Source organism: Streptomyces spinoverrucosus (assembly GCF_015712165.1).
In the GTDB taxonomy this organism is placed as follows: Bacteria; Actinomycetota; Actinomycetes; order Streptomycetales; family Streptomycetaceae; genus Streptomyces; species Streptomyces spinoverrucosus_A.
In genome coordinates this window covers 2,063,617-2,076,793 of the sequence record NZ_JADPZX010000001.1, presented here as the reverse complement: position 1 = coordinate 2,076,793, position 13,177 = coordinate 2,063,617, and the positions used below count along the sequence as shown (strand labels likewise).

The 13,177-nt window shown below is 70.1% G+C and carries 8 protein-coding genes; 6 read left to right on the top strand and 2 right to left on the bottom strand.

Annotation, left to right across the window (positions count from 1 at the left end):
- Window positions 1–110 precede the first annotated feature (110 nt).
- Complete coding sequence (hflX, locus tag I2W78_RS09285; RefSeq protein WP_196458606.1) at window positions 111–1,610, top strand: GTPase HflX; 1,500 nt, start codon at window positions 111–113, stop codon at window positions 1,608–1,610.
- 106 nt (window positions 1,611–1,716) lie between these two features.
- Window positions 1,717–2,931: an IS30 family transposase gene (locus I2W78_RS09280; protein WP_230885383.1), complete on the top strand. Its 1,215-nt coding sequence runs from the start codon at window positions 1,717–1,719 to the stop codon at window positions 2,929–2,931.
- Window positions 2,932–3,002: 71 nt separating this feature from the next.
- Here the strand turns inward: I2W78_RS09280 and I2W78_RS09275 are convergent, their stop codons facing one another.
- Both I2W78_RS09275 and I2W78_RS09270 read right to left on the bottom strand, forming a co-directional pair.
- Window positions 3,003–4,172, bottom strand: coding sequence for a trypsin-like serine peptidase (locus I2W78_RS09275; protein WP_196458604.1), 1,170 nt, complete (start codon window positions 4,170–4,172; stop codon window positions 3,003–3,005).
- Between the two features lie 197 nt (window positions 4,173–4,369).
- A complete protein-coding gene (locus I2W78_RS09270) occupies window positions 4,370–5,593 on the bottom strand; it encodes a trypsin-like serine peptidase (RefSeq protein ID WP_196458602.1) in 1,224 nt (407 codons plus the stop codon).
- Window positions 5,594–6,179: 586 nt separating this feature from the next.
- On the opposite strand from I2W78_RS09270, the gene I2W78_RS09265 reads away from it, so the two are divergent.
- The 4 genes from I2W78_RS09265 to I2W78_RS09250 all read left to right on the top strand — a co-directional run bounded on the left by I2W78_RS09265 (window position 6,180) and on the right by I2W78_RS09250 (window position 13,054).
- A complete protein-coding gene (locus I2W78_RS09265) occupies window positions 6,180–7,658 on the top strand; it encodes an aminotransferase class III-fold pyridoxal phosphate-dependent enzyme (protein ID WP_307783648.1) in 1,479 nt (492 codons plus the stop codon).
- 277 nt (window positions 7,659–7,935) lie between these two features.
- Window positions 7,936–9,864, top strand: a complete 1,929-nt coding sequence (locus tag I2W78_RS09260; RefSeq protein ID WP_196458600.1) for an IucA/IucC family protein — start codon at window positions 7,936–7,938, stop codon at window positions 9,862–9,864.
- Window positions 9,865–9,930: 66 nt separating this feature from the next.
- Complete coding sequence (locus I2W78_RS09255) at window positions 9,931–10,728, top strand: GNAT family N-acetyltransferase (protein ID WP_196458598.1); 798 nt, start codon at window positions 9,931–9,933, stop codon at window positions 10,726–10,728.
- A 340-nt stretch (window positions 10,729–11,068) separates the two neighbouring features.
- Window positions 11,069–13,054, top strand: a complete 1,986-nt coding sequence (locus I2W78_RS09250; RefSeq protein ID WP_196458596.1) for an ATP-dependent DNA helicase — start codon at window positions 11,069–11,071, stop codon at window positions 13,052–13,054.
- The last annotated feature ends 123 nt before the right edge of the window (window positions 13,055–13,177 follow it).

The following is a 13,177-nucleotide window of genomic DNA, read 5'->3' as shown; positions in this document are numbered from 1 at the left end:
CTCGTGCGTTGTGCAGGGTGGCGGACCAGCTCCGAAAGAGGTCCGAGCACCTTTGCCCGCGCTGCGCCCCGTCACTGCACACACGGAATCCCCAACGACGTAAGGACCCAATGACCTCCTCTTCTTCCCCTTCCCAGGACACCCAGCGCAAGCGCCTTGCGCACGACTACCCCGAGGGTCTTCGGGCCGATGCCCTGATGGAAGAGGACGTCGCCTGGAGCCACGAGGTCGACGGAGAGCGGGACGGCGACCAGTTCGACCGCTCCGAACGCGCGGCTCTGCGCCGCGTTGTGGGCCTCTCCACCGAGCTCGAGGACGTCACCGAGGTCGAGTACCGCCAGCTCCGTCTGGAGCGGGTCGTCCTCGTCGGCGTCTGGACCTCGGGGACCGTGCAGGACGCGGAGAACTCCCTCGCGGAGCTCGCCGCCCTCGCGGAGACAGCGGGTGCGCTCGTGCTCGACGGCGTGATCCAGCGGCGCGACAAGCCCGACGCGGCGACCTACATCGGTTCCGGCAAGGCCGACGAGCTGCGCGACGTCGTGCTCGAGACGGGCGCGGACACCGTCATCTGCGACGGTGAGCTCAGCCCCGGCCAGCTGATCCACCTCGAGGACGTCGTCAAGGTCAAGGTCATCGACCGCACGGCGCTGATCCTGGACATCTTCGCCCAGCATGCCAAGTCCCGAGAGGGCAAGGCGCAGGTCGCGCTCGCGCAGATGCAGTACATGCTGCCGAGGCTGCGAGGCTGGGGTCAGTCGCTGTCCCGGCAGATGGGCGGCGGCAAGGGCGGCGGTCTCGCCACCCGTGGTCCCGGTGAGACCAAGATCGAGACGGACCGGCGCCGGATCCGCGAGAAGATGGCGAAGATGCGCCGGGAGATCGCGGAGATGAAGACCGGCCGGGACATCAAGCGCCAGGAGCGCAAGCGCCACAAGGTGCCCTCGGTCGCCATCGCGGGCTACACCAACGCTGGCAAGTCCTCCCTGCTCAACCGCCTCACCGGCGCCGGCGTCCTGGTCGAGAACGCCCTGTTCGCGACCCTGGATCCGACCGTCCGCCGGGCCGAGACCCCGAGCGGCCGGCTGTACACGCTGGCCGACACCGTCGGCTTCGTCCGGCACCTGCCGCACCACCTGGTCGAGGCGTTCCGCTCCACGATGGAGGAGGTCGGCGAGTCCGACCTGATCCTGCACGTGGTGGACGGTTCGCACCCCAACCCGGAGGAGCAGCTGGCCGCCGTGCGCGAGGTGATCAGGGACGTCGGCGCCACCGACGTACCCGAGATCGTCGTGGTCAACAAGGCCGACGCGGCCGACCCGCTGGTCCTGCAGCGGCTGATGCGGATCGAGAAGCGCTCCATCGCCGTCTCGGCCCGCACGGGCCGGGGTATCGACGAACTGCTCGCGCTCATCGACAACGAGCTGCCCCGCCCGTCCGTCGAGATCGAGGCCCTCGTGCCGTACACCCACGGCAAGCTGGTCGCCCGCGCCCACGACGAGGGCGAGGTGATCTCCGAGGAGCACACCCCGGAGGGCACCCTGCTCAAGGTGCGGGTGCACGAGGAACTGGCGGCCGAGCTCACGCCGTACATGCCGACGCCGGCCGCCTGAGCCGTCATGAGTCTGCTGTAGAGCTGTAGGTAGAGCTGCACAGAGAGGCCCGCCCCTGGTGCTTCAGTTCTAGTGGTCGTTGCAACACCCCAGTTCAGGGGTGGCAATGGACTTCGAGATTCGTGGGGACCGGACGGCTCAGGGGCCTGTGAAGCTGAGCCGGGAGCGGACGGAATACTCCCGGCTCGTGCAACAGGGCTACAGCAACAAGGAAGCCTGCCGGCTGGTCGGTATCGACGAGCGGACCGGCAGAAAGTGGCGTAACGGCCGCAGCGCCGACCGTAGGCAGAAGGCGGCACCACCGATCAACGCGGTGGTGCCGCCTTCTGGTCCGTCCCGGTATCTGTGTGAGGCCGACCGGATCTACATCGCTGACCGGCTGCGGGAGAAGGCCACGCTCCGGGCGATCGCGGCCGAGCTGGGCCGTAGCCCGTCCACCGTCAGCCGCGAGATCCGCCGTAACCGGCATCCGGGCAACGGCCAGTACCGGCCGCACGCCGCCCAGGCCCGCGCCGATGCCCGCCGGCCCCGCCCCAAGCCGGGAAAGATCAGCCGGAACCGTGAGCTGCGGGACTTCATCCAGGACCACCTGCATCTACGGTGGAGTCCGGAGCAGATCTGCCAGGCTCTGCGGGCACAGTTCCCCGAGCGGCCGGAGATGCATGTGGTCCACGAGACGGTTTACCAGGCTCTCTACGTCCAAGGACGCGGAGAGTTGCGCCGTGAGCTGGCCCGCGCCCTGCGGACCGGTCGCGCCCGGCGCAAGCCGCGTCGCCAGGCCCGGCAGCGCCAGCCACGGTTTTCCACCCCCATGGTGATGATCAGCGAACGGCCCGCCGAAGCGGAAGACCGGGCCGTGCCCGGCCACTGGGAAGGCGACCTCATCATCGGCAAGGACGGTAAGTCGGCCATCGGCACCCTGCTCGAGCGCGCCACCCGCTACGTCATGCTCCTGCACCTGCCCGGCGACCACGGCGCCGAGAGCGTCCGGGACGTGCTGGTCACCACGGTCCAGACCCTGCCCTCGCACCTCACACGGTCCCTGACCTGGGACCAGGGAAGCGAGATGGGCGCCCACGGCGCGTTCACCGTCGCCACCGGCATCCCGGTCTACTTCTGCGACCCGGCCAGCCCCTGGCAGCGAGGCTCCAACGAGAACACCAACGGCCTGCTGCGGCAGTACTTCCCCAAGGGCACCGACCTCTCGGTCCACACCCGCAAGCACCTGGACGCCGTGGCCGCCGAACTCAACGGTCGCCCACGCAAAACGCTCGGCTGGGAAACCCCAGCCGAGCGCCTGCATAAACTGCTCGCGGCCTGATCAACACGACCACGTGTTGCGACGACCCCTAGAAAGCACCGTGTGAGGGGCGGGCCTTCGTCATCGACGCGTCACTGACCGCCGTACGTCCTGCTCATGTTCTCGTAGAGCGCCTGCGCGTCCTGTCCCAGCTGCGGCCCCGCCAGCCAGGTGTTGTCGGCCGGGCCGATCGACGTGTTCGAGACCAGCTTGGTCTCGCCGTCCACCACCCGGAACCAGCCGCCGCCCGACGAACCGCCGGTCATGGTGCACCCGATCCGGTACATCGTCGGCAACGCCGGGCTGAGCGAGAACCGCCCCGGCCGGTCGATGCACTTGAACATCTCCAGCCCGTTGTACGGCGCCCCCGCCGGATATCCCCAGGCGCCCATCTCGCCGGCCTCCGTCGCGGACGGCGCCGAGAAGTCCACGTCCAGCGCCGCGCCGACCTTCTCCTCCAGCGACTCGGCGCCCTGCTCCGGCCGCACATGCAGCACGGCGTAGTCGTACGCCGCCCCCGCGCCGCCGGTCGCCGAACCGCCCTCCATCCAACCGTCGGAGGTCGAGGCCCAGTCCGCCCACCAGTTGCCGTACGGAGCGATCTCGCTGCTGCTGGCACTGCCCAGCTCCGCCTCGGACTTTCCGAGGTCGTTGTAGGCCGGGACGAACATGATGTTCCGGTACCAGCCGCCGTTCAGCCCGGCGTGCACACAGTGCCCGGCCGTCCAGATGAGGTTGGACCTGCCGGGATGGTTCACGTCCTTGATGACCGTGCCCGAACAGACCATGGACCCCTCGGGCGAGTCGAAGAAGACCTTGCCGACCGGCGCCGCGTTCTGGTGGTACGGCGTCTTCTCGGCCACGGCCTCGACCGGCGCGGGCTCCGGGTCGCTGACGCCCTGGTCGGCCGGCGCGTCCTTGGTCGAGAGCGTCTTGTCGGCCTCCTGCGCGGAACGCATCCGCTCCGGCTTCCACAGGCCCTCGATCACCGGGTTGACGAAGTCCTTGGCCTCACTGAGCCACTTGTCCTTGTCCCAGTCCTGCCAGCCGCCGTCCTTCCAGGCGTCGACATCAATGCCGTGCTCCGCGAGCCGGTCCGCGATGTCGGCCGGTATCCCGACCTTGCCGTCATCGCCACCGGCCGCCTGCGATGCGGCAGCTCCGGCCTGGTCGGCCGCCTTGTCCGCACTGTCACTGCCGCAGGCGGTGGCAGTGAGCGCGAGTGCGGCGAGTGCGGAGCGAGGTTTGGGTATGGAGCGCATGGTGCTGTGACCCCCCGTTGAAACGTTGTTCGAGTGTGCGATGTCGGTCGCTCGTGCACGGCGCTGACGCACACAAGTGGATCCTGTGGATCACCCCCGTGAGCGGCATCCCACTATGCCCGTGAGCCTGCGGGCGAACGGCGGTGAGGTGGTGAAGGTTTCCGTCACGCCAACCCACCGCCGGTCCTACGGCACCGTCACTGGCCGGCGAACTTACCGCTCACCGCCTCGAAGACACCCTTCGCCTCATCACCCAGCCGCGGCCCCGCCAGCCAGCCCGAAGTCACCGGACCGATCGAGGTGTTGGAGACCAGCGCCGGCTTCCCGTCCGATCCCGCCGCGACCCAGCCACCGCCGGACGAACCGCCGGTCATCGTGCAGCCGATCCGGTACATCGTCGGATCCGACGCGCTGATCGACAGGCGTCCCGGCTTGTCCTCGCACTGGTACAGCGTCTGACCGTCGTACGGCGCCCCCGCGGGATAGCCCGTCGCCGTCAGGCTCTCCATCTCCGGCACGGCCGGAGCGGCGAAGTCCACCGGCAGCGCCGAGCCCACCGTCTCCTCCAGGGACTTGCCCCCGCTGCCGTCCTCCGGCGTCACATGGAGCACGGCGAAGTCGTACGCCGCTCCGTCCCCGCCCGTCGAACTGCCCTGCTCGATCCACTGGTCCGAGGTCTGCACCCAGTCGCCCCACCAGACCCCGTAGGGAGCGACCTCTTCCTTCGTGGCGCCCTGCAACTCCTCCGTCGACATGCCGGCGTCGTTGTACGACGGCACGAACGCGATGTTGCGGTACCAGCCGCCTTCCTTGCCCGCGTGCACACAGTGCCCCGCCGTCCACACCAGGTTCGACTTGCCCGGATTGGCCGGGTCCTTCACGACCGTCGCGGAGCAGACCATCGTGCCCTCGGGGGAGTCGAAGAGCAGCTTGCCCGCCTCGGGAGCGTTGGCGTGGTACGTCGCCGGCACGGCCTCCGCCTCCACCGGCTCCGGCGTCGGGTCGGTCACCCCCTGGTCTCCGGAGAGGCCACCTTCGTCGACGGACTGGTCGGGCTCCTGGGCCTCCCGCATGCGGTCCGGGTCCCACAGGTCCTCGATGATCGGGTTGATGAAGTCCTCGGCCTCGCGCAGCCAGTCGTCCTTGTCCCAGTTCTTCCAGGCGCCGTCCCGCCAGCTGTCCAGGTCGATCCCGTGTTCTTTCAGACGGTCTTTGATGTCGTCCGGGATCTGGATCTTTCCGTCACCCTCGGCAGCCGCCGAGGCCGACGCCTGGGCGTCCGCCGAGGGGTCCCCCGACTCACACGCGGTGACGGTGAGCGCCAGTGCGGAAGCCAGCGCAACGACGGTCGGCACGGGGGAGATTCTGCGACGCGCGCCCCTCTCCCGGCGAGTGGTGAACGACAGCCGTGTGGATCGCATGGTGTAACTCCCCCTGGTGGTGAACGGACTTGGCGCCTGCGGCCGCGATTCCGACCGAACTCACCTGCGGTTCAGGCCGATCCCACGGCTTTCTGGGAATGGCACCCCACACTATGCGGTCGCTGTGGGGGACTTCCGACGGGACGGCAACGGTTCGGTCACGGCAAGGATCTTGAAGCAACCCGTAACCCGGTGGCCGGACCGCGGTTGGTAGCGGTGGGCGTGAGGAGCGGGGCTGGTCGCGTGTACCCGTGCTCTGCCTGCGGTGCCTCGGGAGGTGTGCTGTCGGGAGTGGCTGTTCAGAGGTGTGGCGCGGGCGCGGACCCATGAGCGGGCGTGCGAGCGTGCGAGCCCGTCCGGGATCGGTGGCGTGGCCGACGGGTTGTGAAGTACCGGGCCGCGATGTCGTAGGCGCCGTCGGGCAGGTGGACGCCGACCGGACGCCTGCCATTCGGCCCGTGGACGACGGACGGCCCGGGAAACGGAAGCGGGCGATCGCCAGCCGGATGCGCGGTGCGTGAGACCAGCTCGTCGCCGCATACCGGCGGGAGGCCGCCCCGGAGCGGGAGGACAAGGAGCCGTGGCAGTGACCGAAGGGGTCCCACGTCGCCAGCCGACGCGCGAACCGGCGGCGCGAACCTACCCGCGCGCCCTGCCGATCGTGCCGGTACGCGCCCGTGGCCTCACCGTCGAGGGCGCGGACGGACGCCGCTACCTGGACTGCCTCTCGGGCGCCGGGACCCTCGCCCTCGGCCACAACCACCCCGTCGTACTCGAAGCGATCCGCAAGGTCCTCGACTCCGGCGCCCCACTGAACGTCCCCGACCTGGCCACCCCCGTCGAAGACGCCTTCGTCACGGAACTGAAGCGCACCCTGCCACCCGGACTCGCCGACCACGCACGCGTGCAGTTCTGCGGCCCGTCGGCAACGGAAGCGGTTGAGGCGGCCGTCGCCCTCGTACGCGCCGCGACCGGACGCTCCGGCATCGTCGCCCTCACCGCCGCCGACCACGGGATCGCGCACGAAGAAGCGGGGACTCTCGGCGAGGTCGGCCGGGCACCGGACGCACGCCTGACCTTCCCGCCCGACTACCGCTGCCCCTTCTCCATCGCCGGCGTAGACAGTGCTGAACTGGCCGCCCGCTGGACCGAAGCCGCCCTGTCGTCCTCGTCCCCTGCGACCGGCCCCGCCGGCCTGCTTCTCGAACCCGTCCATGGCGAGTGCGGAGTCGTCCCTGCGCCTGATGCGTGGATGCATGCGACGCGTCAGATCACAGCCTCCCGCTCCATCCCCCTCATCATCGACGAGACGCGGACGGGAGTGGGCAGGACCGGTGTTTTCTGGGCCGTCGAGCACAGCGGGGTGACACCCGATGTGATGATCCTCTCCGAGGCCATCGGCGGCAGCCTCCCGCTGGCCGCCGTGATCCACCGCGACGACCTCGCACTCCGCCGCCCCATCGCCCCGACCGGCCCGTTCCGCGGCAACCAACTCGCCCTCGCCGCAGGCACGGCAACCCTCGCCCACGTCCGCGAACACCGGCTCGCCGAACGAGCGGCCGCCATCGGCTCCGGCATGCTGTCCCAACTCCGCGACCTTGCCAGGGAGTTCCCCTGCATCGGCGCAGTGCACGGGCGGGGACTGATGATCGGCGTCGAGCTGGTGGTGGCGCCGGAGGCGGCGGATTCCCGTGCCGTCCGGCGTGAGACCGGGACACCACCACTCGGCCGTGCGATCAGTCCGACGCCGAGCCCGGGAGGACGCCATCACGGCACGCATCCCGCCGCCTGCGAACTCGCTGCCGCAGTTCAGCGGGAGTGCCTCCGACGGGGCCTGATCGTCGGCCTCGCCCGTCGGCACCCGAGCGTCGTACGGCTGCTCCCACCCCTCACCATCAGCGACGAGCAGGCCTCCGCAGTGCTTGACCGCCTGGCCGACGCCCTCACGGCGGCGGCCCGCGCCCACCCCTATGAGGGCGATCGCCCACCGCGCCACTCGGAACACCAGCCCTACGACCACGCTGACCACACTGATCACGCCGACCGCGCCGAGCGGTCGCGATAGCGGGAGCGCGGATGCAGAGGCAGATGCTCCCTCACACGTCGCGACGCGCACCGTCGTCTGACTGCCACCGCCACGAACGGCTCGGCGCTCCCCGCCAAACCGAATCCCCACCTTCTGAACCACTCCCATCACCCCTCAGTCGAACGCCCCACTTACCCAGCCCCACCACGCCCCGCGCCTCGCGCAGCCCTGCTCGAAAGCACCATCCGGCTGTCCCACACGAGAGCACCACTCGGCTCGCCCCACACGAGCCAGCTCGACCCCACAAGGAACCGTCTTGACCACCACCTCCACACCTGACGGCCGTTTCCGCACCCCCGCGCAACGCTGCTGCGCCACCCAGGCCACGCCCCTACCGACGACCGCAACGGTCCCCGGACAACAGGGCGGTTGGCAGCAGGCACAGCGGCTGTACGGCACCGCAACGGACCTCCTGGACCACCCCGACGCCCACACGGCAGCCCAGGCGGCGGCAGTCGAGAACCTGCTGCGCTGCTGGGTGCGCGAGACCGGTCTCCCCGCACCTGAGCAGGGCACTCTCCGTATCCCGCTCCCCTCCAGCGGCACCGCCCTTCTTGTCCCCGTGCACTACTGGTCCCGCACGGGCTGGTACCGCTTCGGCCTGCCGCATCTGGCCGACGCCCCGGAACCGTCCCAGCCCCTCGACGCGGTCACCCTCGCCGCACTGCTCGCCCGAGAAACGCCCAGGGGCGGGAAGATGCTCGGACGAGGCGAAGGCATCGAACTCGTCGCGCGCGTCGCCGACTCCGTCCGCCGTGTCGCCACCTTCATCAGCGACCGCAGACGGCGCCCCGCGGACGAACCCGACCTCTTCCTGGCAGCCGAGCAGGCACTCCTCCTCGGACATCCGCTGCACCCGACCCCGAAGAGCCGCGAAGGCCTCACCGAAGCCGAAGCGCGCCTCTACTCACCCGAACTGCGCCGCTCCTTCCCCCTGCACTGGATGGCTGTCGCTCCTTCCGTCCTCGCCACCGACTCGACCTGGACCGAACGTGGCCGCGCCGTCCCCGCGGCCCGGCTCACCGCTCACCTGGCCGGAGCCGACCTGCCCCTGCCCGACGGCTACACCGCTCTGCCCCTGCACCCGTGGCAGATGCGCGAGCTCCGGCACCGCAGCGATGTCGCCGCCCTGCTCGACGCCGGACTCCTCCGGGACCTCGGGGCACACGGCTCCGCCTGGCACCCCACCTCCTCCGTTCGAACCGTCTACCGGCCCCACACTCCAGCCATGCTCAAGCTGTCGCTGGGCCTGCACATCACCAACTCCCGTCGTGAGAACCTCCGCAAGGAACTGCATCGCGGCGTCGAGGTCCACCGCTTGTTGCGCACCGGGCTGTCCCAGCAATGGCAGTGCGCCCACCCCGGCTTCGACATCGTCCGCGACCCGGCCTGGCTCGCCGTCGACGGGCTGGACGGCAGTCCCGTGCCCGGACTCGACGTGCTCATCCGGCACAACCCGTTCACGCCCAGGGACGATGTCTCCTGCATCGCCGGACTCACGGCACCCCGCACCCACGCCCAGCCAGACCCGACCGCCGACCGCCCCTGCTCCGACCGGCCGTCGCAACGGTCCCGGCTGGCCGACATCGTCACCAGGCTCGCCGGCCGGACCGGTCGACCGCGCGGAGCCGTCGCGGCCGAGTGGTTCCTGCGCTACCTCGAACAGGTCGTCCGACCCGTGCTGTGGCTGGACGGCGAAGCCGGGATCGCCCTGGAGGCCCACCAGCAGAACACACTGGTCCTGTTGGACCGTGATGGCTGGCCGGCCGGCGGCCGTTACCGCGACAACCAGGGCTACTACTTCCGCGAGTCCTGGCGCGCGGAGCTGAATGCACGCCTGCCGGGCATCGGCGAGCGCAGCGACACCTTCGTCCCCGACGAGGTCACCGACGAGCGCTTCGCCTACTACCTGGCCATCAACAACGTGTTCGGCCTGATCGGTGCGTTCGGCTCACAGCACCTGGCCGACGAACGGCTGCTGCTCGCCGCCTTCCGCCGCTTCCTCGAAAGCGCTGCCTCCGGTCCCGCCCGGCTGCGCACCCCGCTGCCCGCCTGCCTCCTCGACTCACCTGTCCTGCGCTGCAAGGCCAACCTGCTGACCCGGCTGCACGGCCTCGACGAACTCGTCGGCCCGGTGCACACCCAGTCCGTCTACGTCACCATCGCCAACCCCCTCCATTCCTGATCACCGTCAACTCCCCTTCATCCACGCGGAAGACGCCCCGACACCGCCCCCTGAGAGGAGCCCCAAGTGCCTCCGACCGACGCGAGCGCCGACGCTGGTACCGCACCCGTCACTCACAGGAGTCCCGGGCAGGGCGAGAGCAAGGACACGCCCGAGGACACCGACGCCGAAGACACCCTGGACCTGCGTCTGCCCAGTGAGCTCATCGCGTTCCTCGCCGGGGAGGAGCCCGGAGTGGACCGGCAACCGCGTGCCGCTGCCCCACGGCTGGCAGCCGTGCCGCTCGTCCCCGACGACCTGCTCGACCATGTCGGCGACTGGGGCCCGACCGACACACCCGCGGGCGTGTTCCAGCTCGTCCCCGTACGCGTCGAGAGGGACCTGCCGCTCATCGGCCGGTGGATGAACGACCCGGCCGTGGCCGCGTTCTGGCAGCTGGACGGAACCCCCGACCTGACCGAGCAGCATCTGAACGCCCAGCTGGCCGGCGACGGACGCAGCGTCCCTTGTCTCGGCGTACTGGACGGCACCCCGATGAGCTACTGGGAGATCTACCGGGCCGACCTCGACTCACTGGCCCGCTACTATCCCGCCCGGCCTCACGACACCGGTGTCCATATCCTCATCGGCGATATCGCCCAACGCGGCCAAGGGCTGGGCAGCACCCTCCTCCGCTCCGTCGCGGACCTCGTCCTCGACAAACGGCCCGCCTGCGCACGCGTCGTAGCAGAACCCGACATTCGCAACATCCCCTCCGTGGCGGCCTTCCTCAACGCCGGATACCGGTTCGCCGCCGAGGCCGACCTGCCTGCCAAACGGGCCGCCCTCATGATGCGAGACCGGTCCCTGCGTCATCTGTTGTAGCGCTGTGCCACAGCGTCATCACTTTTGGTACACCGGCCACGGCGATCCGGTTCCCACTCGGATTCATCGAGTTCGCGCCAGGTCACACGGAAACCCGGCCAACCGCTCCTCACCGGCCCCACCAGCCCAAGCTGACCCTCAACGGTCCCGTCCCGCCCAAGCCCGATCTTCAACGGTCCCGCCCCATCGAAGCCCGATCCCCAGATCCCATGCCGCACCCAACCCATCGAAAGCGCATCTCGCCCCCACCGTTCACTCCAGAGACTCCTGGCCGTGATCCCATCCCCACCCCCACGGTGATCGCCCGTTTGTCAGTGCCGGGCCGTAGGGTGGTCGAGCTATGACGAAGCCCTCACTCCCCGAACTCCTGCATGCCGCCGTCACAGCCGTCGGCGGTACGGAGCGCCCCGGCCAGGTGACCATGGCCGAAGCCGTCGCGGAGGCGATCGACGACGGCTCCCATCTGCTGGTCCAGGCCGGCACCGGCACCGGCAAGTCGCTGGGCTATCTGGTGCCCGCGCTCGCGCAGGGCGAGCGGGTCGTCGTAGCGACGGCCACCCTGGCGCTGCAGCGTCAGCTGGTGGAGCGCGACCTGCCGCGCACGGTCGAGGCGCTGCACCCGCTGCTGCGCCGCCGCCCGGAGTTCGCGATGCTGAAGGGCAGGTCGAACTACCTCTGCCTGCACCGCCTCCACGAGGGCGTCCCCCAGGACGAGGAGGAGGGCCTCTTCGACCCGTTCGAGGCGGCCGCCCCCACCAGCAAGCTGGGCCAGGACCTGCTGCGGCTGCGGGACTGGTCGGACGAGACCGAGACCGGCGACCGGGACGACCTCACGCCCGGTGTCTCGGACCGCGCCTGGGCCCAGGTGTCGGTCTCGTCGCGGGAGTGCCTGGGCGCCTCGAAGTGCGCGTACGGTGCCGAATGCTTCGCCGAGATGGCCCGGGAACGCGCCAAGCTCTCCGAGGTCGTCGTCACCAACCACGCCCTGCTCGCCATCGACGCCATCGAAGGCGCCCCGGTCCTCCCGCAGCACGAGGTGCTGATCGTGGACGAGGCACACGAACTGGTCTCCCGGGTCACCGGTGTCGCCACCGGCGAGCTGACCCCCGGCCAGGTCAACCGTGCCGTACGCCGCGCCGCGAAGCTCGTCAACGAGAAGGCCGCCGACCAGCTCCAGACCGCCGCCGAGGGCTTCGAGCGGCTGATGGAGCTGGCCCTGCCCGGCCGGCTCGAAGAGATCCCGGAGGATCTCGGCTACGCGCTGACGGCACTGCGCGACGCCTGCCGCACGGTCATCTCCGCGATCGGCGCGACCCGCGACAAGTCCGTCCAGGACGAGGATGCGGTCCGCAAGCAGGCGCTGGCCTCCGTGGAGTCCGTGCACGACGTGGCGGAGCGCATCACGCACGGCTCGGAGTGGGACGTCGTCTGGTACGAGCGCCACGACCGTTTCGGCGCCTCCCTCCGCGTCGCCCCCATGTCCGTCTCGGGTCTGCTGCGGGAGAAGCTCTTCGCGGACCGCTCCGTGGTCCTCACCTCCGCCACCCTGAAGCTGGGCGGCGACTTCAACGGCGTCGGCGCCTCCCTGGGCCTCGCCCCCGAAGGCACCGAGGGAGACGCCCTGCCCAAGTGGAAGGGCGTCGACGTCGGCTCGCCGTTCGACTATCCGAAGCAGGGCATTCTCTACGTAGCCAAGCACCTGTCACGCCCCGCGCGGGACGGCGATCGCGTGGACATGCTCGACGAGCTGACGGAGCTGATCCAGGCGGCGGGCGGGCGCACCCTCGGGCTCTTCTCCTCGATGCGGGCGGCCCAACTGGCCGCAGAGGAGCTGCGCACGCGCATCCCCGAGTTTCCGATCCTTCTCCAGGGCGAGGAGACCCTGGGCGAGTTGATCAAGAACTTCGCGGCCGACCCGAAGACGTGCCTGTTCGGCACGCTGTCGCTCTGGCAGGGGGTGGACGTGCCCGGGCCGAGCTGCCAGCTGGTGGTCATGGACAAGATCCCGTTCCCGCGGCCCGACGACCCGTTGATGAGCGCCCGCCAGAAGGCGGTGGAGGACGCCGGCGGCAACGGCTTCATGGCAGTCGCCGCCACCCACGCGGCTCTGCTCATGGCCCAGGGTGCCGGTCGCCTCGTACGGGCCTCGGGGGACCGCGGTGTGGTGGCCGTACTCGACCAGCGACTGGCCACGGCCCGCTACGGGAGTTATCTGAAGGCGTCACTGCCCGACTTCTGGTACACCACGGACCGTAACCAGGTCCGGAAGTCGCTGGCCGCGATCGACGCGGCGGCCCAGCAGCAGGCAGCGCAGCCGGCCAAGTAGGCGGGGACGGAGAGAGGCGGGTTGGCCGACGCCCGACGCGTCGGCCAACCCGCGTCTCAGAATCCGTCGGCACGGGCCCGCACAGCACAGGACCCCGGAACCGGCGCAGGGGTCCCGGGGCCC